Source organism: Amycolatopsis sp. NPDC026612 (assembly GCF_040638285.1).
In the GTDB taxonomy this organism is placed as follows: domain Bacteria; phylum Actinomycetota; class Actinomycetes; order Mycobacteriales; family Pseudonocardiaceae; genus Amycolatopsis.
Genome location: NZ_JBEZYB010000024.1, coordinates 17506 through 43611 on the forward strand (window position 1 = coordinate 17506; position 26106 = coordinate 43611).

Below are 26106 nucleotides of genomic sequence, written 5' to 3' on the forward strand. Positions count from 1 at the left end.
CCGAACCCGTGCCGGACGTGCTTGCGCGCAGACGCCCGACTTCCTCGCCCAGGCCCGCCTTGAAAGTGAATCGTTTTAAGCGGAGTGCGGCGACACCGGCGGATACGGCGTCCCGGCCCGAGACGCAGGACAAACCGACCGGCATCGGGGGACCGGTCCGGATCGTGAACCGCGCGTAGCCCCGCCGTCCCGGAAGGACAGCCGATGAACCGCAGGCGCCCCCTGCTCACCCTCTTGACCGCGGTGCTGCTCGCCGCGTCCGGGCCGGCGGCCGCCGCCGCACCCGGCGGTGGCCGCACCGGGCAGCCGACCGCCCTGCGGACCGAAAATCTCGTCGACCCGACCGGGATCGACGCGGCCCGGCCGCTGCTCAGCTGGCTCCCGCCGGCGCAGGGGCAGGCCGCCTACGAGATCCGCGCGACGCTCGACACCCCGTCCCGGCCGCGTGACCTCTGGGACAGCGGGAAGGTCCGCTCGGCCGGCACCTCGAACATCGCCTACGGCGGCCCGTCGCTGCACGCCCGCGAGCACGTCCGGTGGCAGGTCCGGACCTGGGACACCACCGGGCGGGTCTCGCCGTGGAGCGCGCCGTCGAGCTGGGAAATGGGACTGCTGTCCGCGGCCGACTGGTCGGCACGCTGGATCGAGAACCCGGCGTACGACTACACCCGGCCCGACGGCAAGGAGACGCCGCTGCCGGTGTTCGGCAAGGCGTTCCCCGTGCGCGGGCCGGTCAAGCAGGCGCGGCTCTACACGACCGGTCTCGGCATGTACGCGGCCACGCTCAACGGCCGTCCGGTCGGCGACGCCGTGCTCGAACCCGGCCAAACCACCTACGCCGCCGAGGTCGATTACCGCACCTACGACCTCACCTGGGCGCTGCGACCCGGTGCCAACACGATCGGCCTGCAGACCGGCAGCGGCACCTACCAGCGGGTGAAGACCCCCGGCCGGTACTTCTTCGGCGGCGGCCTCGAGCAGTACACCGTCTACGGCGAACCGAAGGTCATCGCCCAGCTCGAAATCACCTACCAGGATGGCCGCCGGGAGATCGTCTCCAGCGACGGCACCTGGCGCACCGCACTCGGGCCCACCACGTTCTCGTCGTGGTGGAGCGGCGAGGAGTACGACGCGCGCCGCGAAAGCCAGGCGCCGACGTCGACCTTGACCGGCGCGGGATGGCAGCAAGCGGGCATCGTGCGGCTGTCGCAGACCACCACGCCTCGCGACACGACACCGTTGCGCGCCGATCCGCGTCCGCCGATCACCGTCGCGGAAACCGTGCGGCCCAGCGAAATCCGCCGGCTCGCCGATGGCTCGTACCTCCTCGACTTCGGCGCCAACCGGTCCGGCTGGCCCAGCGTCTCGGTCGCCGGCCGCGCCGGGGACACCGTCACCATGATCCCCGCCGAGAAGCTCGCCGCGGACGGCACGCTGGACACCAGCAGCACCGGCGCGAAACCCGGCAACCAGATCGCGTACCGCTACACCCTGGCCGGGCACGGGCTCGAGAAGTGGCACCCGCAGTTCACCTACAGCGGGTTCCGCTACCTGCAGGTGAGCGGACTGCGCACCGCACCCGCGAAGGACACCGTGACCATGGAGGTCGTCCACGTGGCGAACCCGAGCGCAAGCGACTTCACTTCGTCCAGCGCTCTGCTCAACCAGATCCACGCCATCACCGAGCGGTCGATCGAGAGCAACATGACGTCGGTCCTGACCGACTGCCCGGACCGGGAGAAGGGGCCCTACACCGGCGACAACCTGCACAACATCGACGCGCTGCTCACCGACTACGACATGTCGGCCTTCCAGCCCCAGCTCGTCCGCAACATGGCCACCGCGCAGCGGAAGCCCGGTGACGAATCCCCGGGCCTGATCGCGAACATCGCGCCGGAGTTCCACCGCGTCGCCCCGGTCAAGCTGCAGTACCCGCAGGGCACCATCGAGTTCCTCGACGAGGTCAACTGGGGTGGCGCGATCATCCGCATCCCGTGGCAGCTCTACCTGACCTACGGCGACAACCGGACGATGGCGACCTACTACGACAACATGGTCGCGTGGCTGGACTACGAGGCCGCGAACAAGGCCGCCAATAACGGGGACGTCCCCGGGCTCGGTGACTGGTCCGCGACGGACAACACGACGCCGATGCAGCTGGCGATCACCGCCGGCTACCACACGGCCGCGAGCACCATGGCCGACATCGCGAAGGTTCTCGGCAAGGCGGCCGATCTCGCCAAGTACAGCGCGTTGGCCACGCAGCTCGCGTCGGAGTTCACGGCGCGGTTCCGCCACGTCGACGCGACCGGCGTCTACTACGGCAGCGACAGCGAAGCGTCCAACGCCATGGCCCTCGACGCCGGACTCGTCGCCCCGGCCGACCGTGGCGCGGTGCTCGACCGGCTCGTCGCCTCGGTGCGCAAGGCGGGCAACCACATCACCACCGGTTCGGTCGCGCTGGCGCCGCTCTTCCGGGCGCTGCAGGCCGGGCACCGTGACGACGTCATCTACGACATGGTCGTCAACCCGACGTCGCCGGGTTATGGCTATCTCATCGCGAGCGGGCACACGACGCTGTCCGAGAGTCTCGACGGCAGCGGCTCGCAGAACCACCACTTCCTCGGCGAGGTCGACGCCTGGTTCGTCCGCGGGGTGGCCGGCATCCAGCAGGCGCCCGGCTCGGTCGGGTACCGCACCCTGACGATCGCCCCGGCCCCCGTCGGCGACCTGGCGCGCGTCTCCGGCAGCTACCGGACCCCGCTCGGCACTGTCAGCAGCAGCTGGACGAAGTCCGCGCACCGGTTCCGGCTGGAAGTCACCGTGCCGCCCGGCGCCACGGCGACCGTGCACCTTCCCGGCAGCCCGGCCACGCAGACCGTCGGCTCCGGCAAGCACACCTTCACGACTTCGATCTGATCACCCTCGAGAAGGAGGCCCGTTGATGGGCTCAGGAGTTTCGCGCAGAGCGATGATCGGCGGCTCGCTCTCCGTCGTCGCCGGGCTGTGCCTGCCGTCGCCGGCACTGGCGCTCGGCGCGGCGAGAACAGCCGAAGCGGCGACCCGGTACGGCAAGGTGCGCGGGAAACGCGAGGACGGCATCGTGAAGTTCCTCGGCGTGCCCTACGCCACGCCGCCGCTCGGCGACCTTCGGTTCAAGGCCCCGAAGCCGCTCAAGCCCTGGCACGGTGTGCGCGACGCGGTGAGCTTTCCCAACCCGAGCTTCCAGGCGGCCGGCAACGAGATGGGCCCGAACGGCAACGGCCGGATGCCGGCCCCCTCCGAGGACTGCCTCTACCTCAACATCTGGACCCCCGCCGCGGACCGCAAGCGGCGGCCGGTGATGTTCTACAACCACGGCGGCGGCTACATGATCGGCTCCGGCTCCGCCACGGTCCAGGACGGCACCCACCTCGCGCAGCTGTACGACGTGGTGGTGGTCGAGTCCAACCACCGGCTCGGCTTGCTCGGCTACCTGTTCCTCGGTGACCTCGCCGGCGACGGTTACGCCGCCAACCAGGGGATGCTGGACATCCTCGCCGCGCTGCGCTGGACCAGGGAGAACATCGAGAACTTCGGGGGCGATCCCGACAACATCATGGTGTGGGGCGAGAGCGGTGGCGGCGCCAAGACCGCGGCCGTCCACACCATGCCGGCGGCCGCGCCCCTGTTCCACAAGGCCTCCATCGAGAGCGCCGCGCCGTTGCGCTTCCCCACCCGCGACGGCGCCACCGCCCGGGCCAGGCGCACGCTGGACCTACTGGGGATGAGCACGGCCGACATCCCCGAGCTGCACGAAATCCCGGCCGGAAGGCTGCTGGAGATCCAGCAGTCCGAAGCCGCCAACGGCGTCGCACCCTGGGGCGACCCCGACCCGCTCCCCGGCTTCGGCGCCTTCGTCGACGGCCGCGTCATTCCCCGGCACCCCTTCGCCGACGGCGTGGCACCGTTCTCGGCCGGCAAGCCACTGATGTGCGGCACCTGCCGCGACGAAATGGTGTTCTTCAGCCTCTTCGGGCCGCCCGACATCTTCCGCATCGACGAGGCCGGCCTCCGCCGGGAACTGAGTACCACGTACCAGGGCGCCGAGCTGGACCGGGTCATCGACACCTTCCACCGGTCCCGGCCCGGCGCGACGGCGGCGCAGCTCTACTTCGCGATCACGACCTCGCCGATCTGGCGTGACTCGATCAAGATCGCGGAGGCCAAAGCGGCGCAGCACGCGGCACCGGTGTTCATGTACCAGCTCGCCTACAAGAACCCGACCTTGGTGCCCGGCACCGATTTTCCCCTCGGCTCGCCGCACGCGTCGGACATCCCCCTCAAGTTCGCCAACACGGGGAACGGTCTGCCGGGACAGCAGGCGACCGCGCGGCACATGAGCGCACTGTGGGCGGGCTTCGCCCACCATGGTCGTCCCACCGCGCCAGGCGTGCCGGCGTGGCCGGCCTACACGCCGAAGAACCGCTCCACGATGTGGCTCGACGCCGACTGCAAGATCGTCGACGATCCCGACAAGGCCGAAAGGTTGTTCTGGCAGAACCACGCCTGAGACGCGGCTTCTCCGACCCCATCCAGCACAAAGGAGTGTCAAGATGGATGTCACCCGCCGGTCGATGCTGAAGTTCTCGGGAGCGGGCGTGGTCGCGGCCGGCGTCGTGGCCGTGGCCCCCGGCGGGCCGGCGGAGGCCGCGCCGCCGGGCGGCTCGCTCCACGCGGCACCCGCCGCTTCCGCCGAGTCCCAGGCGGCGGTGAAGCGGGCCCGTCAGCTGGTCGCCCGGATGACCCTCGACGAAAAGATCGCCTACTGCCACGGCATTCCCGCCACGCAGGGCTTCACCGGCCACATCCCCGCCAACACCCGGCTCGGCATCCCGGCGCTGCGGCTCGCCGACGGGCCCAGCGGTGTCGGCAACGGATCCGTCGGCGTCACCCAGTGGCCGGACTCCAAGGCCCTGGCCGCCACCTGGGACCCGGGTACCGCGGAGGAATACGGCCGGGCCTACGGCGCCGAGCAGGCGGCCAAGGGTCACAACGTCGCACTGGCGCCCTGCATCAACATCCTCCGGCTGCCGCACTGGGGCCGCTCGTTCGAGACCTACACCGAAGATCCGTTCCTGAACGGCCGGCTGGCCGCCGCGACGATCCGCGGCATCCAGGCCAACCACGTCATCTCGACGGTGAAGCACTTCGTGGCCAACAACCAGGAGATCCTGCGGAACTCGATCGACGTGGTCGTCTCGGAGCGGGCCCTGCACGAGATCTACTACCCGGGGTTCCGGGCCGCGGTGCGGGAGGGCCGGGCCGGCGCCGTCATGACGTCCTACAACAAGGTCAACGGGACGTGGGCCCACGAGAACCGGGTCACCGTGCAGGACACGCTGCGCGACGCGTGGGGTTACGACGGCTGGGTCATGTCGGACTGGGGCGGCACCCACAGCACCGTCCAGACCGCCAAGGCGGGCTCGGACACCGAGATGCCCGGCGGCACCTACCTCGGCGACCCGCTCAAGGCGGCCGTGCAGAACGGCAGCGTCAGCGAAGCTCAGCTCGACACCATGGTCACCCAGGTCCTGACGCCGATGCTCCGCGTCGGGCTGTTCGACCACCCGCTGCCCGATCCGGCCACGGTGGTCGGCACCGTGGTCTCCACCCCGGCGCACCTCGACCTGGCGCGGCGCATCGGCGTCGAAGGCAGTGTGCTGCTGAAGAACGACGGCGTCCTGCCCTTGGCGCGGCCGCGCAGCATCGCGGTGATCGGCGACGCCGCCGACGCGGGCGCCCAGACCCACGGCGGCGGCTCCGGCAGCGTCTCTTCGAACGGCCCCGTCGTGACGCCGCTGGCCGGGATCCGCGCTCGCGCGGGCTCGATCCCGGTGACGTACGCGCGGGGGACGCTCGGGATCGCCGCGTTGCCGGTCGTCCCCGCGTCCGCGTTCGGTGCCGGACTGACGGCGACGTACTACGCGTCGACGGATTTGACCGGTGAGCCGCTCGGCACCGAGACGGTCCCGAACTTGAACGTCACCGCCGCCCCCGCGCCGGTCGCGAGCCAGACGGACGGCTGGTCGGCCCGGTACACCGGCACCTTCCACGCCGATACCGCGGCGCGGTACCGGTTCAGCCTCACCGCCGGTGGGCAGGCCACGGTGCGCATCGACGGCAAGGAGGTGCTCACGTACGTGCCGGGCCGGGAGTCCGTGCGGAACGCGTTCGCGGCGCTGACCGCGGGCGACCACGCCATCGAGGTCACCTACGTCTCGGCGGCGCCGACCGGCGGGCGCACGCCACGCACGTCGCTGGTGCTCGGCTCCCAGGCCGGGTACGACCGGCTGCACCAGGAGGCTGCCGCGGCCGCGCGCGCGGCGGACGTGGCCGTCGTGGTCCTCGCCGACGTCACCAGCGAGGGCATGGACCGCTCGACGCTCGCCTTGCCTGCCGACCAGAACGAACTCGTCGCGGCCGTCGCGGCGGCGAACCCCCGGACGGTGGTCGTGCTGAACACTTCCGGCGCGGTGCTGATGCCGTGGCTCGGGAGCGTCAAGGGGGTCATCGCCAACTGGTACGCGGGGCAGGAGCAGGGGAACGCGGTCGCCGCGCTGCTGTTCGGCGACGCGGAACCGGGCGGCCGCCTGCCCGAGACGTTCCCGGCGTCCGACCGGCAAGGGCCGGCCAAAACCGGCGTCGAGTTCCCGGGCGACGGGGTCCACGTCTTCTACGACGAGGGATTGGCGGTGGGGTACCGCTGGTACCAGGCCTCCGGTGAGAAGCCGCTGTTCCCGTTCGGGTTCGGGTTGTCGTACACGACCTTCCGGCTCGGCGGCCTGCGGTTGTCCCGGACGCCGGGCGGTCTCCGCGCCCAGGTGACGATCACCAACACCGGGCGAAGGACCGGCTCGGAGGTCGTCCAGCTCTACGTCGCGGCTCCCGACGCGGCGCAGGAGCCGGCCCAGCAGCTCAAGGCGTTCTCGAAAGTCACTCTCCAGCCGGGCCAGACCATCTCGGTGGCCTTGGACGTGCCGGTGGACGAGCTCGCGGTCTGGTCGAACTCCGGTACGGGATGGACAGTGGTGCCGGGCAACTACACCGTCGGGGCCGGGACTTCGTCGGCCGACCTTCCGCTGAGAGGGCGTATCACGCTGCCCTGAACCGGGCTTTCGCCTGCACTAAGATGGGCGGTCCGGGGAGCGCGGGAGAGGAACGGTCGGCTGAACAGGGTCACGATTCGCGACGTCGCCGAGCTGGCCCGGGTTTCGCCCGCTTCGGTGTCGAACTACTTCCACAAGCCGCGGAAGCTGTCCGAAGCGACGAGGGAGCGGATCCAGCAGGCGGTCGACGCCCTCGGTTTCGTGCCGAACGACGCCGCCCGCACCCTCCGGACCGGCGTCAGCCCGGTGATCGGCTACATCGCCTTCGAACTCGCGGCCGCCACCACGCCGGAGATCGCCGAAGCGATCGAGCGGCGCGTGGCGGCCGAGGGCAGGTACATGCTGATGGCCAACGACACCGGGTCCGAGCAGCGGGAGCGCAGCTACCTGCAGCTGTTCGCCAAGCAGCTGGTCAGCGGGGTCATCATCGCTCCGGTCGGCAACGTGGAGACCGAGCTGGCGCGGATGCGCTCGTTCGGCATCGCGAGCGTGCTCAGCGCCCGGCACGCCGAGTCGCCCGCGCAGGCGTCCGTGTCCATCGACCACGTCGCGGGCGGCGAGCTGGCGGGGGCCCACCTCATCGAGCGGGGCCGCAGGCGCATCGGGTTCGTCTCCTCCTCGCTCGAGCTGAAGCAGGTGGCCGACCGGCTCAACGGCGCGCTGTCGGCGGTGCGTTCGGCCCCCGGCGTCACCCTGGAAGTCATCCCCGTGCCCGAGCGCTCGGTCGAGGCCGGCATCGCCTGCGCGGACGCCATCGCCCGGCGAACACCGGCCGAGCGTCCCGACGCGTTGTTCTGCGCGAACGACCTGCTGGCCATCGGCGTCGTCCAGGCGTTCGTGTCTTCGAAGGTCGTCAGCGTGCCGGCCGACATCGCCGTGGTCGGCTACGACGACATCGAGTTCGCCCGGTCCACGATCGTGCCGCTCACCACCGTCCGCACGCCCCACGCGGAGCTGGGCACCGCGGTGGCCGACCTGCTCTTCGCCGAAATCGACGCGCTCGGCTCGGCCGGTGGCGTGAACGGCGTCTCCCTGCCCCGGCCGCAGATCGAGTTCTCTCCCGAGCTGGTGGTACGGGCTTCGACCGCCTGACCGGGTTCGGTCAGGGCGGGGGAGCGGTGGTGCGCCGGGGCACCAGCGCCGGCGAGAGCTTCACCTGAGCCGCCGGCCGGGACCGGTCACCGATGCGCTCCTGCAGGAGCCGGGCGGCGTGGGCACCGATGTGGTGCCCGGCCTGGTCCACGCTGGTGAGGGAGATGGGGCCGAGGGCGGCGAAGCTGGTGTTGTCGTAGCCGGCCAGGGAGATGTCCCCGGGGACGGACAAACCCGCTTCCGACAGCGCCGTCAGCACGCCCATGGCGACGATGTCGGCGCCGGCGAAGATGGCCGTCGGCCGCTGGGGACGGGCCAGGAGCTGACGGGCGCCCAGGTAGCCACCCTCCTGGGTGTAGGAAGTCGAAGCGATGTCGACCGCCAACCCCCGGGCGCGCATGGCTTTCCGGTAGCCGTCGGCGCGGACGGCGTTGGGCATTTCGGCGAGGTGGACGGGGTCGGTCTCGTGGTGCTCGATGTGGGCGATGCGGCGGTGCCCGAGGTCGGCGAGGTGGTCGACGACGAGTGCCGCGCCGGCCACGTCGTCGTCGGTCACCGTGTCGAAGTGAGCCGAACGGCTGTGCCGCCCGACCACGACGGCCGGGATGGTCTTGGCGAGGCGCTCGAGCCGCCGCGGTGACATGACAGGGGCGATCAGGACGATGCCGTCCATGCCACGGTCGACCATCGCGTCGGTGATCTTGGCTTCGTCCTTCTCGTTGTCGCAGCTCGGGCCGAGCAGGACGTGGTAGTCGGTGTCGCGGAGCGCGTCGGTGATGCCGTCGATGATGTCCGGGAAGAACGGGTTGCGGATGTCCGGCAGCAGCACGCCGATGGTGTAGGTCTGGCCGCGCAGACCCCTGGCCGCCGCGTAGGGGCGGTAGCCGAGCTCCTCGATCGCCTGCTGGACCTTCGCGCGCATCGCGGGGCTGGCGCCGTAGGCGTTGCGCAGCACCTTCGACGCCGCCGTCGTCGAGACTCCGGCGTGGCGCGCCACGTCGACGATCGTCACCCGTCGTTGCGGATCGGGCCCCGCTGCTCTGTCCATATGGGAAACGTTACCTGCCCGACTCGCCAGAGCAACGGGCACCTTGACGTGTCCTGCAGTGGCTCTTAGAGTCACCGGCACCCAATAATGGGCAACGTTACCCATAGCTCCTCGACCAGGGCCGATTCGTCGGCCGCAATGTTGAAACGTTTAAACAAGGTGGGCGCCAATGACTGCCGCCATCAAGGACCGGCGTGCGGACGCCGTCGCGGCCCGGCCGGGCCGCCCGCGCGGCCGACTGAGCCGCCGGGGCGTCCCCTGGTGGTTCACCGTGCCGGCCCTGCTGCTGTTCGCCTTCGTCGTCCTGGTGCCCAGTGCGCGCGGCGTGTACTACGCGTTCACGAACTGGGACGGCCTGTCGCCGGACTTCGCCTGGGTGGGCTTCGGCAACTTCGCCGAAATGCTGCACGACCCCGCAGCCACGCAGGCGCTCTGGCACACGCTGGTGATCGCGGTGGCGATCACGCTGCTCCAGAACGGGATCGGCCTGCTGCTGGCCCTCGGCGTCAACAGCACGATCAAGTCCCGCAACGTACTGCGGGTCTTCCTCTTCGCCCCGGCGCTGGTCACGCCGATCGTGGCCGCCTACCTGTGGCGCAACCTGCTCGGCCCGGACGGCGCCGTGAACAGCCTGCTCGGTCTCGTCGGACTGGACTCGTGGCGGCAGGACTGGCTGGGCGACCCCGGCATCGCGCTGTGGTCGGTCGTGGGCGTGATCGTGTGGCAGTACGCCGGCTACTCGATGGTGATCTTCCTGGCCGGGCTGCAGTCGATCCCGCGGGAAATCCACGAGGCGGCCGCCATCGACGGTGCCGGCGCGGTCCGGCGGTTCTGGTCGGTGACCCGGCCGCTGCTCGCACCGGCGTTCACGATCAACCTGATGCTGTCGATCATCGGCGGCCTCAAGCTGTTCGACCAGGTGTACGCGCTCACCGGCGGCGGGCCGGGGCACGCGACCGACACGCTCTCGACGTTGATCTACAAAGACGCCTTCACCCTGGGGGAGTTCGGCTACAGCATCGCACTGGCGGTCGTGCTGACCGTCGTCGTCTCGGTGGCGTCGACCGGGCAGTACCTCGGGCTGTCCCGCGCCGAGAAGGCCGCGTCGTGAACCGTTACCGCGCCCGCACACTCACCCTCGAACTGGTGATGATCGCCGCCGGGCTCGTCTTCGCCTTCCCGGTGTACGTGCTGGTGAATCTCGCTCTCCGGCCACCGTCGGATGCTTCGTCACCGCTCGCCCCGACGACGTCGCCCACGTTCGACAACTTCTCGCAGGCCTGGCAGCAGGGCGCGCTGGGCGGGGCGCTGGCCAACAGCGTGCTCGTCACCGTGGGTTCCGTGGTGATCATCCTCGCTGTCTCGGCGTTGGCGGCGTACCCGCTGGCCCGGGTCGCCGCACGCTGGTCGCGCTGGACGTTCCTGCTGATCATGCTGGGGCTGGTGCTGCCGTTCCAGCTGGCCGCTTTGCCGCTCTACCAGACGATGCGCGACCTGGGCCTGCTGGGCACGCCGTGGTCGCTGATCCTCTTCTACTCCGGCTTGCAGGTGCCGTTCACGACGTTCCTGTACGTCGGGTTCCTGCGCGCGGTCCCGCGTGACTTCGAAGACGCGGCCCTGATCGACGGGTGCACGACGCTGCAGGGCTTCCGGTACGTCGTCCTGCCGATGCTGAAGCCGGTGACCGTCACCGCGCTGGTGCTCAACGCGGTGGCCGTGTGGAACGACTTCTTCACCCCGCTGCTCTACCTCAGCGGCGGTGCCCAGCAGACCCTGCCGGTCGCCATCGCCGGGTTCGTCGGCCAGTACGTGTCCGACTGGAACCTGATCTTCGCCGCGCTGGTGATCAGCATCGTGCCGATCCTCGTCGTCTACTTCGCGCTGCAACGCAGCATCATCAACGGTTTCGCCGGAGGGCTCAAGGGATGACGGACACGCTACGCCCGTACGGACTGCGCACCGAACAGCGGCACGAACCGCTCGGCCTCGGCGAGCCGCGCCCCCGCCTGTCGTGGCGGCTGGAAAGTGCCCGGCACGGCGCCGCGCAGAGCGCCTACCGGATCACCGCCGCCGACCGCCCGGCCGATCTCGACGACCCGGCCCGGCTGCTCTGGGACAGCGGACGCCGGGACTCGGGCGACACCGTCCTCGTGCCGTGGGACGGTCCGGTCCTGCGCTCGGCCACCCGGTACCACTGGCGCGTCGAGGTGTGGGACGAGACGGGCGCCGCGGCGGGCACGGGGGAGAGCTGGTTCGAGACCGGCCTGCTGCACCGCGACGACTGGGTGGCCGCGTGGATCGGCCGCGATCCCCACGCCCAGCCGCCGTTCGACCCGCCGACCGAGGAGTACGAGCCGCTCGGTGAGCCGCCGCTGAACCTGCGCCGCGAGTTCGGCTTGGCGCGGGAACCGGTGCGGGCCCGGCTGTACGCCACCGCGCACGGTGTCTACGAGGCTTCGCTGAACGGCGTCCGCGTGGGCGACGTCGAGCTGGCGCCGGGGTGGACGGAGTACCACCACCGTCTCCAGTACCAGACCTACGACGTCACCGCGTTGCTGCGCGAGGGGGCCAACGCGCTGGGCGCGGTGATCGCCGACGGCTGGTGGTCGGGGTTCGCCGGGTTCGACGAGCGACAGCCGGCCCGCCACTACGGCGACCACCCCGGTTTCCTCGCCCAGCTCGTGGTCGACTTCGCCGACGGGTCGAGGCAGGTGGTGGCCACCGATGCCGCCTGGACCGAGCGTCCCGGCGCCGTCCGCGCCGCGGACCTGCTGATGGGGGAGCACGTCGACGCGTCCCTCGTGGAGGGACCGTGGCGACCGGTGGCGGTGCTCGACGACGATCCGGGTCCGGTGGTGGCGGAGCCGGATCCGCCGATCCGGGTCACCCGCGAAGTGCCGGCGATCTCGGTGACCGAGCGGGAGTCCGGCCGGTTCGTCGTCGACTTCGGGCAGAACCTGGTGGGCCGGGTGCGGCTGACCCTCCGCGGGGTTCCGGCCGGACACCGGATCGTGCTGCGGCACGCCGAGACCCTCGACGACGGCGAGCTGTACGTGGCGAACCTGCGCAGGGCCGCCGCGACCGACAGCTACGTCACCGGCGGCGAGGCCGTCGAGGTGTTCGAGCCGCGGTTCACCGTGCACGGCTTCCGGTACCTGGAAGTCAGCGGGTGTGCCGTCTCCCCGGACGACATGGTGGCCCGCGTGCTGCACAACGACACGCCCTGGACCGGGCAGTTCGAGTGCTCCGATCCGTTGGTCAACCAGCTGCAGGCCAACATTTCGTGGGGCCAGCGAGGAAACTTCGTCGCGGTGCCCACCGACTGCCCCCAGCGCGACGAGCGCCTCGGGTGGCTGGGGGACGCGCAGATCTTCGCCCCGACCGCGAGCCGCAACGCCGACGTCGGCGCGTTCTTCGCTCGCTGGCTGGCCGACGTCGTCGACGGCCAGGACGCCGACGGCGCGTTCGGCGACGTCGCCCCGCGCATCGCGATGCTGCGCGAGGCCGCACCGGCCTGGGGGGACGCCGGGGTGATCATCCCGTGGCACCTGTGGCGCACCTACGGCGATCGTCGCGTGCTGGAGCGGTGCTTCGACGCGATGGTCGCCTGGGTCGCGCACATCCACCGGCACAACCCGGACCTGCGCTGGCGGCACCGGACCGGCAATTCGTACGGCGACTGGCTGCAGATCGACGTCACCACGCCACGAGATGTGCTTTCGACCGCGTACTTCGCCCGCAGCGCGCAGATCGTGGCCGAGGCCGCCGAGGTGCTGGGCCAGCCAGACGTCGCGGCCGGACACCGGGCGCTGCACCAGGCGATCCGGTACGCGTTCATCGAGTCCTATGTGGACGACGACGGCTCCGTCTACGGCGGGACCCAGACCGCGTACCTGCTGGCTCTGGCGTTCGGGCTCGTGCCGGACGACCTGGTCCCGGCCGCGGCCGACCACCTCGCGGCCGACGTCGAAAAGCGGGGCAACCGGCTGACGACCGGATTCCTCGGGGTCGCGCTGCTCTGCCCGGTCCTGGCCGAGCACGGCCGCGCGGACCTCGCGTACGCCCTGCTGCAGCAGGAGGAGTTCCCCTCCTGGGGCTACTCGATCCGCCACGGTGCCACCACGATCTGGGAGCGCTGGGACGGCTGGACCGAGCACGGCGGCTTCCAGGCCGCCGCGATGAACTCGTTCAACCACTACAGCCTCGGCAGCGTCGGCGACTGGCTCTTCGGCCGCGTCGCCGGCATCGACCAGACGCCCGGATCGGTGGCCTATTCCGAACTCCTGCTGCGCCCGCTGCCGGGTGGAACGCTCACCTGGGCCCGCGCCGAGCAGGAAACCGCCCGCGGCCGGGTCGCGTGCGGCTGGTCCCTGGACGGCGACCGGATCACCGTCACCGCCCTCGTCCCGCCGGGAACGACCGCCGTGCTGGAAGTCCCCACCACCGACCCGGCGAGCATCACGGGCCGGCCAGGAGCGCTGGACCGGACCGGCCGCACCCTCCGGCTGAGCTCCGGTCACCACGTCGTCACCGCAACCTTCTCGAAGGAGCTGCCATGAAGATCAGCCACGTCCTGCTGGCCGTGACGACCGGAGCCGCGCTGGTCGCCTGCAGCGGCGGCACGAACGCCACGAACTCCGGCAACAACACCACCCTCTCGCTCGCCTCGGTCGACCAGGGCTCGGTCGAGGACGTCGTCAAGGCCTTCGAGGCGGCCAATCCGGGGGTGAAGGTGAACTTCACGACCGGCGGCGCCGACCAGTTCCAGCAGCAGATCCGCACCCAGCTGGCGTCCGGCACCGCCCCCGACGTGATGTCGGTGTGGCCGGGCAACGGCAACCCCGCCACCGTCACGGTCCTGGCCAAGGGCGGCTACCTGCGCGACCTGTCGGACCAGCCGTGGGCGAGCAAGTTCCCGAAGGTGGTCAGCGACGTCGCCCAGTACCAGGCCAAGACGTACGACGCGATCTACGGGATCAACGGCATCGGCGCGATCTACAACCAGGAGGCGATGAGCAAAGCCGGTCTCACCGCGCCGACGACGTGGACCGAGGTGCTCGCGTTCTGCCGCGCGGCCAAGGAGAAGGGCACGCCCGCGTTCGCGCTGGGCATCCAGGACAACTGGGTCACCCAGGTGGCCCTGTACCCACTGGCCGCCACGCTCGTGTACGGCCCGGACCGGGACTTCGAGAAGAAGATGGCGGCCGGCCAGACGTCCTTCGCGAGTTCACCGTGGGCGGCGGCGTTCGCGAAGTACGGCGAGCTGGACCAGGCGGGCTGCTTCCAGCAGAACCCGCTGGGCACCAGCTACGAGGCCAGCCAGAAACTGGTCGCGACCGGCAAGACCCTGGGCATCATCCAGGGCAACTGGGTGATCTCCCTGCTGAAGAAGCAGAACCCCGGCGCCACGTTCACCCTGAAGCCCCTCCCGGCCACCGACGACCCGGGCCAGACCATCGTGCCCGCCGCCGCGGGCGCGGGCTACGGTGTCAACGCCAAGGCCAAGAACCCGGAACTGGCGATGAAGTTCATCAGCTTCGTGATGTCCCCGCAGGGCATGAACCTGTTCGCGGGCAAACAGGGCGGCCTGCCGTCCCTTTCGGACACCGGCTACCAGCTCGACCCGTCGCTCACCGAGCTGTCGACGTTCATCACCCAGAACAAGACGGTCCCGTTCATGGACCAGCTGTGGCCCAACCCGAAGGTGCAGCAGACCATGCTCACCGGCATCCAGGAGGTCTTCAGCAAGCAGTCCACTCCGGACAAGGTGCTGGCGGCGATGGACACCGACTACAAGTCCGGCGCCTAGCTTGAGTTTTACCGTTCCAGCGGTGCTTGCCTACCCCGCCGGTCATGGGCTGCGGTGATCAGTGTGCCTCACGTCAGTTGCGGGAGTGTCGACGCCCGGACGGCGGCTGCGCGATCCGTTGAGCCACCCGCCACTCGAAATACTGGAGGCCAACGAAAAGGCGCTGCCGCGGTCCCTGCCGGAGAGCTGGACGGCACGGCCGGAGAGCTCGGCTCCGGCGGCCGGAGCCGGCCGCGGTCAGCGGCCGACGAGGGACATGTGCTGCTCGTTGTACCGGTCGCCCTGCACGCCGACCCGCGCGGCGAGGTGGTCGAGATCGGTCAGTTCGTCCGCCGAAAGCGGTACCTGGGTGGCGGCGGCGTTCTCCCTGACCCGTTCGAGCCGGCGAGTGCCGGGGATGGGCACGATCCACGGGTGCTGGGCGAGCAGCCAGGCGAGGGCGATCTGGCCGGGGGTGGCGTCCTTGGCGCCTGCCAGCCGGGTGACGTGCCCGACCAGGGCCTGGTTGGCGTTGCGGTTGTCCTCGGTGAAGCGTGGGATGCCGGCGCGGACGTCGTCCGGGGCGAACCGGGTGGCGGCGGTGACGGAGCCGGTGAGGAAGCCCTTGCCGAGGGGGCTGAACGGCACGAAGCCGATGCCGAGCTCGCCGCAGGTGGGCAGCACCTCCGCTTCGGGATCGCGGGTCCACAGCGAATATTCGCTTTGCACGGCGGTCACGGGGTGGACGGCGTGCGCGCGGCGGATGGTGGCCGCCGCGGCCTCGGAAAGCCCGAAGTGCCGCACCTTGCCGGCCTGGACGAGCTCGCCGACGGCGCCGGCGACGTCCTCGATCGGGACGTCGGGGTCGACGCGGTGCTGGTAGAACAGCTCGATCGTGTCGATCCCGAGGCGGCGCAGTGAGGCGTCGGCGACCCGCTTGATCCGGTCGGGACGGCTGTCGAGTCCGACCGGCCGGCCGTCCTCGATCCGCCAGCCGAACTTCGTGGCGATCACGACCTGGTCGCGCAGCGGGGAGAGCGCTTCGCCGACGAGTTCTTCGTTGACGTAGGGGCCGTAGACCTCGGCGGTGTCGAAGAACGTGACGCCTCGCTCGACCGCGCCGCGCAAGACCGCGATCATGGCGTCGCGGTCGCCGGGGTTGGGGCCGTAGCTCTGGGACATGCCCATGGCGCCCAGGCCGATGGCCGAGACCCGCAGACCTTGGCCGAGGGTTCGTGTGTGCATGGGGTCCTCCTCGATTCAGGGCCGCGGCTCGGCCGTCGACCCGCGTCCGCTACTGCTGGTGGGCGTCCTGGTACTGCTGGTCGGTGACGGGTTCGAGCCACGTGGTGCCGTCGCCGCCTTCTTCGGGGCCCTCCAGCATGGCGATGTGGCTCATGCAGGTGGTGTTGGTGCCGCCGTGCCAGTGCTCCTCGCCGGGCGGGGTCCAGACGGTCTCGCCGGCACGCATGCGGATGACCTGGCCGTCGCGGTTGACGACGAGGCCGACGCCGTCGGTGACGTGCAGGGTCTGCCCGACGGCGTGGGAGTGCCAGTTGGTGCGGGCGCCGGGGGTGAACCGGACCAGGGAGGCGACCAGGCGGGAGGGCGGCTCGGGAGTTTTGATCATGGTCAGGTAGACGTCGCCGGTGAAGCGCTCGGCCGGGGTCTTGACGGTGTCGTTGACGGGGATGTGCTGCATCGTGGTTCTCCTGAATTCTTGCTCGAACGGGTGGCAGGTCAGCTCTGGAAGACCTTCCTGGCGACGGCCATGGCGGCCATCGCCTGCGGCCATCCGGTGTAGAAGGCCAGGTGGGTGATCGCTTCGATCAGCTCGGCCTCGGTGTTGCCGTTCTCCTTGGCCAGGCCGAGGTGGTAGCCGAGCTGCTCGGTGTTGCCGTTGGTGGTCAGCGCGGCGACCGTGACGAGGCTGCGTTCCTTGGGCGTCAGGTCGGTGCGCTTCCACACTTCGCCGAAGAGGACGTCGTCGGTGAAGTGCACCAGCGCGGGCGCGAAGTCCCCGAACATCTTCTCCGCGCCGGACGGCTCGGGCCGGGTGTGGTCGGTCATCGTGGTTCCTTTCATCGAACTTGTTCTAGTGGCGAGTACGCAGGCCCGCGACCGCGGTCAAGGCGGCCGTGGCGGCGACGGCCGCGGCCAGCAGCAGGCTGACCCGCATCCCGGCCGCTAAACCCGCGGGTGCGGCCAGGAGGGCGCCGAAGACGGCGACGGCCAGCGCGCCGCCGAGCTGGCGGCTGGTGTTGAGCAGTCCGCTCGCGGTCCCGGCCCGCTGCGCGGGCACCGAGGCGAGGAGCACCGCGATCACCGGCGGGATGACCGTGGGGCCGCCCAGCCCGACCGAAACCATCACTGCGGCGGTCACCCAGGTGGGTGCGGTGGCGGGGAGGAGAGCAAGGGCCGCGAGGCCGGCCGTCATCAGCGCCAGGCCGGTCACGATCACGGGCCGGGCGCCGGTTCGTTCGATCACTCGGGGCACGACCGGGGTCAGCACGAGCCCGGCCAGCATCATCGGCAGGAACACCACGCCGGTGTCCAGGGCCGACAGGCCGCGGTCCTGCAGCACGAGGCTCAGCACGAACGGCATCCCGTAGTAGCCGATCATGAACGCGAACCCGATGACCACCGTCGCGACCACGGTGCGGGAGCGGAACAGCTCCAGCGGGAGCATCGGATGCGCGCCCCGGGCCTCCAGCAGCAGGAACGCGGCCAGCGCGACGACGGCGATCCCGAGCGCCGCCAGCACGGAGGGCCGGCCGAAGCCGTCTTGACCGGCTTCGATGGCGCCGAACACCAGTGCGGCCATCGCGAGGGCGCCGACGAGCTGACCCGCGCCGTCGAACGGCACCCGGTGGTGGTCCGACCGGGCGACCCGGCGGAGCAGGAGCAACGCCACCGCCCCGGCCGGGAGGTTGATCAGGAAGATCCACCGCCAGCTCACCGTCGTCAGGACGCCGCCCAGGAGCGGGCCGGCCGAAGACGCCGCGGCGCCGCCCATCGCCCACAGCGCGACCGCGCGGGCCCGGTGCACCGGGTCGGGGTAGGCCTGGCCGATGAGCGCCATGGACGAGGGCATCACCACCGCGGCGGCCAGCCCCTGGACGAAGCGGAACGCCACCAGCGCCCCGAGCTGCGGGGCCAGCCCGCACGCCAGCGACGCCACGGTGAACACCGCGATCCCGAGCCCGAACGCCCGCTTGGCGCCGATCCGGTCGGCCAGCGAGCCGGCCGAGAGCAGGGCCGCGGCGAACATGAGCGTGTAGCCGTCGACCACCCACTGCAAGCCCGCGATGCCGCCGCCCAGGTCGGTCCGGATGTCCGGCAGGGCGATGTTCACGACGACCGCGTCCAGGGTGACCACGAAGAAGCCGAGCAACGCGGTGACGAGCGTCGCGACGGCGCTGCCGGTGGCTGCGGTGGTCTTCTCGGAAGTGGTCACGCTTCGAGAGAACGCCTGTTCGCGGCCGCGCGGGAGGTCGCGTCTTGCCGGGTCACGACAGAACCCCCCTCACGCGTTCGGCCCGTCGTACGGTGGAGGGCGTGAACGCCAAGAGCACCGAGGTCCGCGACTTCCTGGTCACCCGCCGGGCCAAGATCAGCCCCGAGCAGGCCGGGTTGCAGCACTACGGCGGCAACCGCCGCGTCCTGGGCCTGCGCCGGGAAGAGGTCGCCATGCTCGCCGGGGTCTCCGCCGACTACTACACCCGCGTCGAGAAGGGCAACCTCGCCGGTGTCTCCGACAGCGTCCTCGACGCCATCGCCGAAGCGCTGCAGCTCGACGAGGCAGAGCGGGTGTACCTGTTCGACCTCGCCCGCGCCGCCAACGCGGCCGGGCGTCCGCGCTCGGCTTCCGGGCAACGGCGCCGTTCTCCGCAGCGGGTGCGGCCGGTGGTGCAGCAGATCCTCGACAGCATGACGACGACGGCCGCGTTCGTCCGGAATGGACGGTTGGACATCCTCGCCACCAACCCGCTCGGCCGCGCGCTGTACTCGCCGGTGTTCGACAGCCCGACGCGCACCAGCGCGGTCTCCCTGCCCAACCTCGCCCGCTTCGGGTTCCTCGACCCGGCTGCCCGCGACTACTTCCCGGACTACGGCAAGTCCTGCCACACCTCGGTGGCGATCCTGCGCACCGAAGCCGGCCGCGACCCCCACAACCGCGACCTTTCCGACCTCATCGGCGAGCTGTCGACGCGCAGCGAGGACTTCCGCACCCGCTGGGCCGCCCACGACGTCCGCCTGCACCGCACCGGGACGAAGGAGTTCCGTCACCCGGTGGTCGGTGAGCTGACGCTCGACTTCGAAGCCATGGCGCTGTCCGCCGACACAGGGCTCACCCTCACCGCCTACGCCGCCCGCCCGGACTCGCCCTCGGCCGAACGACTCCAGCTTCTGGCGAGCTGGGCCGCGACCACGACGCTCGCCGAAGCCGACGTCGACCGCTGAGCTCGTCGAAGGTCCCGCTCCGCCGAGCAGATCTGCCGCTCTCGGTCCACGGGCCGGTGGCGGCCCGGGTGGCGACGCGCGGCCGATGCCGGAAGCGGCGCCGGTGATGAAGGCGGTTTTCCCGGAGAAGGTGCTGTCAGTGCGGGTTTCCATGGACCCTTTCACCGGCGACGAGGTGCGGCGAGCGGAAGATCGGCCGGCGGTCGACGCCGTCATCACAGCAGGGCGTCGGCGGTGATGGGGAAGTCGCGGACGCGCCGGCCGGTGGCGTGGAAAGCCGCGTTGGCGATGGCCGGCGCGACGCCGACGAGGACGAGCTCCGCCAGGCCCTTGACACCGAGGGGGTCGGCTTCGCGGTCTTCGCCGTCGAGGTAGATGGCGCGCAGGTCGTGGATGTCGGCGTTGACGGGGACGAGGTAGTCGGCGAGGTTGGCGTTGACGATGCGGCCGTCGCGCGGGTCGGTGGCGGTGTGCTCCAGCAGGGCCGCGCCGATGCCGCCGACCATGCCGCCGAGGGCCTGGCTGTCGGCGAGTTCCGGGTTGACGATCCGGCCCGCGTCGTAGACGCCCAGCATGCGGCGGAGCCGGACGAGACCCAGGCGGGCGTCGACGGCGACTTCGGCGAACACGGCGCCGTAGCCGTACATCGAGAACCGGTTCTGCTCCGAGGGCGCCCAGGACCCGATCACCTCGAGGTGGTCGCGGCCGGCGCGGGCCAGCAGCTGCCGGTAGGTCTCCCCGCGCGTGGGGTCGTTCTTGACCGACATCCGTCCTTTGCGGACGATGATGGCGCCGGGATCGACGCCGTGCAGCGGTGATCGCGGGTCGTTGACCGCGAGCGTGATCGCCTGGCGGCGGACCTTGTCGCAGCCGTCCTGGACCGCGGAGCCGACGCTGGCCATGGTCATGGAGCCGCCGTGGGGCGGGGTCGGCGGCATGAGCGAGTCGCCGAGCCGGAATTCCACGGTCTCCATGGTGAGGCCGAGCGCGTCGGCGGCGACCTGGGGCATGGACGTGTAGGTGCCGGGGCCCATGTCGCTGGTCGCGGCCTGGACCAGGGCGGTGCCGTCGGCGGAGAGCCGGACGTGGGCTTGGGCGGGCGCGCGGGCGGTGTCGTAGACCGCGGCGGCCATGCCGGTCCCGATCAGCCAGTCGCCGTCGCGGGTGGCGCCCGGCTTCGGGTTGCGGCGTTGCCAGCCGAACTCCCGGGCGCCGACGTCGTAGCACTCGCGCAGCCGGCGGGTGGAGAACGGCTGCCCGGTGGATTCGTCGGCCGCCGGTTCGTTGCGCTTGCGCAGTTCGATGGGGTCGATGCCGAGCCGGTGCGCGAGCTCGTCCATCGCGGATTCGATGACGAGGGCGGCGGAGGCGTAGCCGGGGCCGCGCATCCAGATCGGGGTGTTGACGTCCAGCGGTACGGTCGCGTACGCCTGACGGACGTTCGGCAACGAATAGAGCATCTGGCCCGGCGCCAGCATCGCTTCGGTGAACGTCTCGTAGCTGGACGTTTCACCGCGGATGTCGTGCGTCATCGCGGTGAGCCGCCCGGCGCGGTCGCTGCCCAGCCGCAACCGGTAGGAGTACGCGGGCCGGAACCCGGTCCCGAAGTACAGCTGCCGGCGCGAGAGGACGAGCTTGACCGGGCGGCCGGCTTCACGGGCGGCCAGCGCGGCGATGGTCGTGTGCGGCCACGCTCGCAGCCCGCTGCCGAACGCGCCGCCGACGAAGGGCGAAATCACCCGGATCGACGTCTGGGGGATGCCGAACACGGCGGCGAGTTCCTGCTGCGTGCCGCCGACCACCCACTGGGTCTTGTCCCAGACCGTGAGCCGGCTGCCGTTCCACTGGGCGATGGTGGCGTGCGGTTCCATCGGGTTGTGGTGGTTGCGGGCGGTCCGGTAGGCCAGGTCCAGCCGGACCGGTGCGGTGTTCAGCGCGCTTTCGGCGTCGCCACGCGCGTAGGTCGTCGGCTCGTCAGCGGGTGCGGTGGTCAGGTCGGTGACCGGCTGCTCGGCGGCGTAGGTGACGTTCACCAGGCGGGCGCCCTGCTGAGCGGCCTCGTGGGTGGTGGCGACCACGACGGCGACCGGCTGACCGAAGAACCGGACCCGGTCGTCCTGGAAGACCCGCAGCCGCGAGCCGGGCGCCGGGTTGTTCGATCCCGGGTTGTCCAGGTACGGCAGCCGGGGTGCGTTGAGGTGGCTGATCACCCGCTGAACACCGGGGTGGGCGCGGGCGGCACCGTCGTCGATGCCGGTGATGCGGCCGCGGCCGACGCTGCTGTCGACCACGGCCGCGTAGAGGACGCCGTCGGTCGGGTGGTCGGCGGCGTACCGGGCGCGCCCGGTGACCTTGAGGCGGCCGTCCACCCGGGACTGCGGGGTGCCGACGGCGGTGCGGGGTTGTGTCATCGGGTGCCTCCCACGACGCGCAGCTGGCGTTCGACCGTGCGTTTGAGCAGTTCGACCTTGAACCCGTTGTGCCGCAGCGGGCGGGCGCCGTCCGCCGCTCGCTGCGCGGCCTCGGCCCACAGCGAGTCCGATGGCCGCTTGCCGAGCAGGTGCTGCTCGACGGCGGGGAGTTTCCACGGGACGGTGCCCACGCCGCCGGCGGCGGCCTTCGCCACGCGGATCACGCCGTCCTGGACCTGGAGCGCGATCGCGGCCGAGGTCAGGGCGAACTCGTAGCTCTGGCGGTCCCGCACCTTGAGGTAGCCGGACCGCAGCGGGCGCGGGAAGGCGGGGATTTCGACGGCGGTGATCAGCTCGCCCGGGCGGAGGGCCTGCTCCCGGTCGGGGGTGCTGCCGGGCTGCCGGAGGAAGCCGGCGAACGGGACAGCGCGCTCACCGTCCGGCCCCAGCAGGCGCACGGTCGCCTCCAGAGCGGCGAACGCGACCGCGACGTCGGAGGGGTGCGTGGCGACGCACGCGTCGGAGCCGCCGAGGATGGCGTGGCTGCGGTTGATCCCGTCCAGCGCGGCGCACCCCGAGCCGGGGGAGCGCTTGTTGCAGTTGGCGGTCACGTCACGGAAGTAGGTGCAGCGGGTCCGCTGCATGATGTTCCCGCCGATGGTGGCCATGTTGCGCAGCTGCGCCGACGCGCTCAGTTCGAGCGACTCCGCGATGACCGGGTAGGTGCTGCGCACCTTCGGGTCGGCGGCGGCGTCGGCCATCCGGACCAGAGCGCCGATCCGCAGGCCGCCGCCGGGGGTGACGGTGATGTCGCGCAGGGGCAGCGCGCTGATGTCGACGAGGCTGCCGGGGCGTTCGACGGTCTCGCGCATGAGGTCGACCAGGGTGGTGCCGCCGGCGATGTAGCGGCCACCCTGCCGTCCGGCGGCGATGGCGGCGCGGGTGTCGGAGACCCGGGTGTAGGCAAAGGGGTCCATCAGTGTCCCTTCCGGGTCGTGGCTTGCTCGACCGCCCGGACGATCTTGACGTAGCAGCCGCAGCGGCAGATGTTGCCGCTCATCCATTCCCGGATCTCTGCCGGCGATCCGGCGTGGCCCTCCTGGATGCAGCCGACGCCGGACATGATCTGGCCGGGGGTGCAGTACCCGCACTGGAACGCGTCCTGGTCGATGAACGCCTGCTGCAACGGGTGCAACGGCCCGTTGTCACCGGGGGAGAGTCCCTCGATGGTGGTGACCTGCGCGCCTTCGAGCCGGACCGCGAGGGTCAGGCAGCCGTTGACGCGCCGGCCGTCGACGAGGACCGTGCACGCGCCGCAGGCGCCGGCGTCACAGCCCTTCTTGGTGCCGACCAGCCCGAAGTGCTCGCGCAGCAGGTCCAGCAGCGAGGTCCGGTTGTCGACGGTGACGGTGTGCCGGGTTCCGTTGACCGTCAACGAAACCCGGCTGCTCGGGGCGGCGGCCTCGGCGGTGCCGGCCGCGGCGGGTTCGGCGTCCAGCACCGGCCCGGCCACGGCGACGGCACCACTGACCGCCGACGCGGCGAGGAAGGTCCGCCGGGAGTGGGCCGTCGGCGAGTCCGCCTCGGGGTTCCCGGCTGCGTGAGGATCTTCGGGGGACATGGAGTCGACCGAACCAGGTGCCCGCGGGGGGTGGGAGTGCCTGACAAAGGGTGTACCGGCAGTACCTCGTAAACAGGCCGGATCACTCGTATGGTGGTCGGTTGCCTTGCTCAGCACGGCGCCGCCACCTGCTCTTTCTCCCGGTCGGGGGCCGCCGGCTTCGCGCGTCGTGCGCGGAGGGCGAGGGCGCCGAGGGGCAGCAGTGTCAGCGCGGTGGTGATCGCTCCGATCAGGGGTGGACCGACCAGCCCGAGGGGCGAGTCCAGTGCCGTGGCCGCGATGGCGGTCCCGGCCGCGATGCCGGTGTTGAAGGCGGACGTGCTCAGCGCCGAAGTCAGGGTGGGCGCGTTGCCGGCGAAGCGGACGGCGAGCGCGGTGACGACCGGGTTGACGGTGAACCCGGTCAGGGCCATCAGGAAGACCAGGACGACGGCCGCGACCGGACTGGTGGACAGCGGGATCAGCAGGAGGAGAACGACAGCGGTGGCCGCGGCCGCGGGGATGGTGGTGGCCATGGGCCGGCGGTCGCCGAGGCGGCCGCCGGCGGTGGTGCCGCCGAGGGCGCCGGCGCCGAACGCGATCAGGGCGAGCGGGACGGCGGCTGCCGGCATGCCGGCGCGGCCGGTCAGCAGCGGGGTGAGGTAGCTGTAGGTGGCCAGGACCCCGCCCATGACGAACATCGCGGCGGCGAGCGCCAGCCACAACCGGCCCTGGCGCAGCGACCGGATCTCGGCTCGGACGGACACCTCGGCGCGCTGCTCGCGGGTGGGGATGAACCGGCCGATGACCGCGGCGGCGAGCGCGGAAAGCGCAGCCAGGGCCCAGAACGGACCGCGCCACCCGGTGAGCTGGCCGGCGAAGGAGCCGATCGGCACGCCGACGACGTTGGCCAGGGTCAGCCCGCCCATCATGACGCCGATGGCGCGCGTGGAGTTCCGCGGGCCGGCCGCGGCGGTGGCGACGACGAAGCCGACGGCCCAGAACGCGCCGGTCGCCAGCGCGGTGACGACGCGGGCGGCGAGGATGATCGCGAACGAGCCGCTGAGTGCGGCGACGACGTGGCCGAGGCTGAACACGGCCAGCGCCAGGACCAGGGTGCGGCGTGGCGGCAGCCGGAGGGTGACCAGCGCCATCGTGGGGGAGCCGATGATCATGCCGATGGCGAACGCGGTGATCAGCAAACCGGCCTGCGAGACGCTGACGCCGAGGTCACCGGCCAGTTCGGGCAGCAGCCCGGCGATGACGAACTCCGTGGTTCCCATCAGGAACGTGCCGGCGGCGAGCACCCAGACGACGGCGGGGAGTTTGCCGGGAGTGGTCCCGGTGGGCATGGTGAATCTCCTTCGGGTACTGGAGGGCGCCGGTCCGGCCGCACCGCCGTCGCTGCGGCCGGGACCGGTCGTCCGTTGTCTTCCGGTCAGGGGGCTCCGGTCAGGGGGTGAGCAGGGCCTTGATGGCGCGCCGCTCGTCCATGGCCCGGTAGCCTTCGGCGACCTGGTCCAGGGGCAGGGTGAGGTCGAAGACCGGACCGGGGTCGATGTGGTCGGTGAGGACGCGGTCGATCAGGTCGGGCAGGTAGCGGCGCACGGGCGCCGGGCCGCCGCGCAGGCCGACGTGGGTGAAGAAGAGCTCTTCGCCCGCGATCCGCACGTCGTGGGGGACGCCGACGAACCCGACGTTGCCGCCGGGGCGGGCCGAGTGCAGCGCCTGCTGCATGGACTCGGCCGTGCCGACGCATTCCAGGACGGCGTCGGCGCCGATCCCGCCGGTGAGGTCCTTGATGGCGGCGACGCCGTCGTCGCCGCGTTCGGTGACGATGTCGGTGGCGCCGAATTCGGTGGCGAGCTTCTGCCGGGATTCGTGGCGGCTCATGGCGATGATGCGCTCGGCGCCGAGTTCCTTGGCCGCGATGACGCCGCACAGCCCGACCGCGCCGTCGCCGACGACGACGGCGGTCGCGCCGGGCTTGACCTCGGCGGCGAGGGCGGCGTACCAGCCGGTGCCCATGACGTCGGACACGGCGAGCAGGCTGGGCACGAACTTCTCGTCCGGGTGCTCGGGGGTGGCGACGAGGGTGCCTTGGGCGTTCGGGATGCGGACGTGGTCGGCCTGGCAGGTGCTCATGAACTCGCGGTGCAGGCAGGCGGACTGCCAGCCGTTGCGGCAATTCGCGCAGGTGTTGTCCGAGGTGGCGAAGGAGCCGACGACGAACTGGCCGGGCTTGACCGCGGTGACCTCGCTGCCGACCTCTTCGACGATGCCGACGTACTCGTGGCCCATGGGGTGCGGGTCGCCGATCGGTTCGATGCCGCGGTAGGGCCACAGGTCCGAGCCGCACACGCAGGTGGCGACGGTGCGGATGATCGCATCGGTCGGCTGCTGGATCTTCGGGTCGTCGAGCTGTTCGAAACGGACGTCGCCGGGGGCGTGGATGACAGCTCCGCGCATGGGTGACTCCTCTGCGGTGGCGGTTGCGGGCCGGACGGCCCCTGGACTTCCAGGCAACCGCGTTTTCGCGCGGGCAGCGAGTCACT

General features: G+C 71.2%; 19 protein-coding genes. 9 read left to right on the forward strand and 10 right to left on the reverse strand.

Annotated elements, in window-relative coordinates:
* Positions 1-204 precede the first annotated feature (204 nt).
* The 4 genes from AB0F15_RS22420 to AB0F15_RS22435 all read left to right on the forward strand — a co-directional run bounded on the left by AB0F15_RS22420 (position 205) and on the right by AB0F15_RS22435 (position 8240).
* Positions 205-2919 (forward strand): family 78 glycoside hydrolase catalytic domain, encoded by a 2715-nt coding sequence (locus tag AB0F15_RS22420; RefSeq protein WP_360273359.1) that lies wholly within the window; start codon positions 205-207, stop codon positions 2917-2919.
* Positions 2920-2944: 25 nt separating this feature from the next.
* A complete protein-coding gene (locus AB0F15_RS22425) occupies positions 2945-4552 on the forward strand; it encodes a carboxylesterase family protein (RefSeq protein WP_360273362.1) in 1608 nt (535 codons plus the stop codon).
* A 43-nt stretch (positions 4553-4595) separates the two neighbouring features.
* Positions 4596-7148 (forward strand): glycoside hydrolase family 3 C-terminal domain-containing protein, encoded by a 2553-nt coding sequence (locus tag AB0F15_RS22430; protein WP_360273365.1) that lies wholly within the window; start codon positions 4596-4598, stop codon positions 7146-7148.
* 75 nt (positions 7149-7223) lie between these two features.
* Positions 7224-8240, forward strand: coding sequence for a LacI family DNA-binding transcriptional regulator (locus AB0F15_RS22435; RefSeq protein ID WP_360273541.1), 1017 nt, complete (start codon positions 7224-7226; stop codon positions 8238-8240).
* Between the two features lie 10 nt (positions 8241-8250).
* Here AB0F15_RS22435 and AB0F15_RS22440 read toward each other — a convergent pair whose 3' ends face one another.
* Positions 8251-9288: a LacI family DNA-binding transcriptional regulator gene (locus AB0F15_RS22440; RefSeq protein ID WP_360273367.1), complete on the reverse strand. Its 1038-nt coding sequence runs from the start codon at positions 9286-9288 to the stop codon at positions 8251-8253.
* Between the two features lie 169 nt (positions 9289-9457).
* Between AB0F15_RS22440 and AB0F15_RS22445 the strand changes: the two genes are divergently transcribed.
* From AB0F15_RS22445 to AB0F15_RS22460, 4 genes are read left to right on the forward strand one after another with little or no spacing between them, the layout of a single operon-like run.
* On the forward strand, positions 9458-10399 hold the full coding sequence (locus AB0F15_RS22445; RefSeq protein WP_360273369.1) for a sugar ABC transporter permease: 942 nt from the start codon (positions 9458-9460) through the stop codon (positions 10397-10399).
* On the forward strand, positions 10396-11217 hold the full coding sequence (locus AB0F15_RS22450) for a carbohydrate ABC transporter permease (protein ID WP_360273371.1): 822 nt from the start codon (positions 10396-10398) through the stop codon (positions 11215-11217). The genes AB0F15_RS22445 and AB0F15_RS22450 overlap by 4 nt, the downstream gene beginning before the upstream one ends.
* Positions 11214-13847, forward strand: coding sequence for a family 78 glycoside hydrolase catalytic domain (locus AB0F15_RS22455; RefSeq protein WP_360273373.1), 2634 nt, complete (start codon positions 11214-11216; stop codon positions 13845-13847). The genes AB0F15_RS22450 and AB0F15_RS22455 overlap by 4 nt, the downstream gene beginning before the upstream one ends.
* Positions 13844-15097, forward strand: a complete 1254-nt coding sequence (locus AB0F15_RS22460) for an extracellular solute-binding protein (protein WP_360273376.1) — start codon at positions 13844-13846, stop codon at positions 15095-15097. Before AB0F15_RS22455 ends, AB0F15_RS22460 begins: the two co-directional genes overlap by 4 nt.
* A gap of 237 nt (positions 15098-15334) precedes the next feature.
* Here the strand turns inward: AB0F15_RS22460 and AB0F15_RS22465 are convergent, their stop codons facing one another.
* Genes AB0F15_RS22465 through AB0F15_RS22480 form a run of 4 tightly spaced genes read right to left on the reverse strand, consistent with a single transcriptional unit; the run spans position 15335 to position 18533 of the window.
* The gene (locus tag AB0F15_RS22465; RefSeq protein WP_360273379.1) at positions 15335-16321 is read right to left on the reverse strand and encodes an aldo/keto reductase; all 987 of its coding nucleotides are present in this window, start codon (positions 16319-16321) and stop codon (positions 15335-15337) included.
* A gap of 49 nt (positions 16322-16370) precedes the next feature.
* Complete coding sequence (locus tag AB0F15_RS22470; RefSeq protein ID WP_360273382.1) at positions 16371-16778, reverse strand: cupin domain-containing protein; 408 nt, start codon at positions 16776-16778, stop codon at positions 16371-16373.
* Between the two features lie 38 nt (positions 16779-16816).
* The gene (locus AB0F15_RS22475; RefSeq protein WP_360273384.1) at positions 16817-17146 is read right to left on the reverse strand and encodes a carboxymuconolactone decarboxylase family protein; all 330 of its coding nucleotides are present in this window, start codon (positions 17144-17146) and stop codon (positions 16817-16819) included.
* A 25-nt stretch (positions 17147-17171) separates the two neighbouring features.
* A complete protein-coding gene (locus AB0F15_RS22480; RefSeq protein WP_360273386.1) occupies positions 17172-18533 on the reverse strand; it encodes an MFS transporter in 1362 nt (453 codons plus the stop codon).
* Positions 18534-18634: 101 nt separating this feature from the next.
* Between AB0F15_RS22480 and AB0F15_RS22485 the strand changes: the two genes are divergently transcribed.
* On the forward strand, positions 18635-19540 hold the full coding sequence (locus AB0F15_RS22485; RefSeq protein WP_360273389.1) for a helix-turn-helix transcriptional regulator: 906 nt from the start codon (positions 18635-18637) through the stop codon (positions 19538-19540).
* Positions 19541-19755: 215 nt separating this feature from the next.
* Here the strand turns inward: AB0F15_RS22485 and AB0F15_RS22490 are convergent, their stop codons facing one another.
* The 5 genes from AB0F15_RS22490 to AB0F15_RS22510 all read right to left on the reverse strand — a co-directional run bounded on the left by AB0F15_RS22490 (position 19756) and on the right by AB0F15_RS22510 (position 26020).
* Complete coding sequence (locus tag AB0F15_RS22490) at positions 19756-21951, reverse strand: xanthine dehydrogenase family protein molybdopterin-binding subunit (protein ID WP_360273392.1); 2196 nt, start codon at positions 21949-21951, stop codon at positions 19756-19758.
* Entirely contained in the window at positions 21948-22928 is a 981-nt protein-coding gene (locus AB0F15_RS22495; protein WP_360273395.1) for a xanthine dehydrogenase family protein subunit M, read from the reverse strand. Before AB0F15_RS22495 ends, AB0F15_RS22490 begins: the two co-directional genes overlap by 4 nt.
* Entirely contained in the window at positions 22928-23572 is a 645-nt protein-coding gene (locus tag AB0F15_RS22500; protein WP_360273398.1) for a (2Fe-2S)-binding protein, read from the reverse strand. The genes AB0F15_RS22495 and AB0F15_RS22500 overlap by 1 nt, the downstream gene beginning before the upstream one ends.
* 110 nt (positions 23573-23682) lie before the next feature.
* Positions 23683-24903 carry an MFS transporter gene (locus AB0F15_RS22505; RefSeq protein WP_360273401.1) on the reverse strand — a complete coding sequence of 407 codons (1221 nt, stop codon included), beginning with the start codon at positions 24901-24903 and terminating at the stop codon, positions 23683-23685.
* A 100-nt stretch (positions 24904-25003) separates the two neighbouring features.
* Positions 25004-26020: a zinc-dependent alcohol dehydrogenase family protein gene (locus AB0F15_RS22510; RefSeq protein ID WP_360273404.1), complete on the reverse strand. Its 1017-nt coding sequence runs from the start codon at positions 26018-26020 to the stop codon at positions 25004-25006.
* Between the last annotated feature and the right edge of the window lie 86 nt (positions 26021-26106).

Bases quoted from the DNA above. Each gene is read 5' to 3' on its own strand.
- AB0F15_RS22420 (WP_360273359.1), top strand. From the start codon at position 205: ATGAACCGCAGGCGCCCCCTGCTCACCCTCTTGACCGCGGTGCTGCTC.
- AB0F15_RS22425 (WP_360273362.1), top strand. From the start codon at position 2,945: ATGGGCTCAGGAGTTTCGCGCAGAGCGATGATCGGCGGCTCGCTCTCC.
- AB0F15_RS22430 (WP_360273365.1), top strand. From the start codon at position 4,596: ATGGATGTCACCCGCCGGTCGATGCTGAAGTTCTCGGGAGCGGGCGTG.
- AB0F15_RS22440 (WP_360273367.1), bottom strand. From the start codon at position 9,288: ATGGACAGAGCAGCGGGGCCCGATCCGCAACGACGGGTGACGATCGTC.
- AB0F15_RS22445 (WP_360273369.1), top strand. From the start codon at position 9,458: ATGACTGCCGCCATCAAGGACCGGCGTGCGGACGCCGTCGCGGCCCGG.
- AB0F15_RS22455 (WP_360273373.1), top strand. From the start codon at position 11,214: ATGACGGACACGCTACGCCCGTACGGACTGCGCACCGAACAGCGGCAC.
- AB0F15_RS22460 (WP_360273376.1), top strand. From the start codon at position 13,844: ATGAAGATCAGCCACGTCCTGCTGGCCGTGACGACCGGAGCCGCGCTG.
- AB0F15_RS22465 (WP_360273379.1), bottom strand. From the start codon at position 16,321: ATGCACACACGAACCCTCGGCCAAGGTCTGCGGGTCTCGGCCATCGGC.
- AB0F15_RS22470 (WP_360273382.1), bottom strand. From the start codon at position 16,778: ATGCAGCACATCCCCGTCAACGACACCGTCAAGACCCCGGCCGAGCGC.
- AB0F15_RS22475 (WP_360273384.1), bottom strand. From the start codon at position 17,146: ATGACCGACCACACCCGGCCCGAGCCGTCCGGCGCGGAGAAGATGTTC.
- AB0F15_RS22490 (WP_360273392.1), bottom strand. From the start codon at position 21,951: ATGACACAACCCCGCACCGCCGTCGGCACCCCGCAGTCCCGGGTGGAC.
- AB0F15_RS22495 (WP_360273395.1), bottom strand. From the start codon at position 22,928: ATGGACCCCTTTGCCTACACCCGGGTCTCCGACACCCGCGCCGCCATC.
- AB0F15_RS22500 (WP_360273398.1), bottom strand. From the start codon at position 23,572: ATGTCCCCCGAAGATCCTCACGCAGCCGGGAACCCCGAGGCGGACTCG.
- AB0F15_RS22505 (WP_360273401.1), bottom strand. From the start codon at position 24,903: ATGCCCACCGGGACCACTCCCGGCAAACTCCCCGCCGTCGTCTGGGTG.
- AB0F15_RS22510 (WP_360273404.1), bottom strand. From the start codon at position 26,020: ATGCGCGGAGCTGTCATCCACGCCCCCGGCGACGTCCGTTTCGAACAG.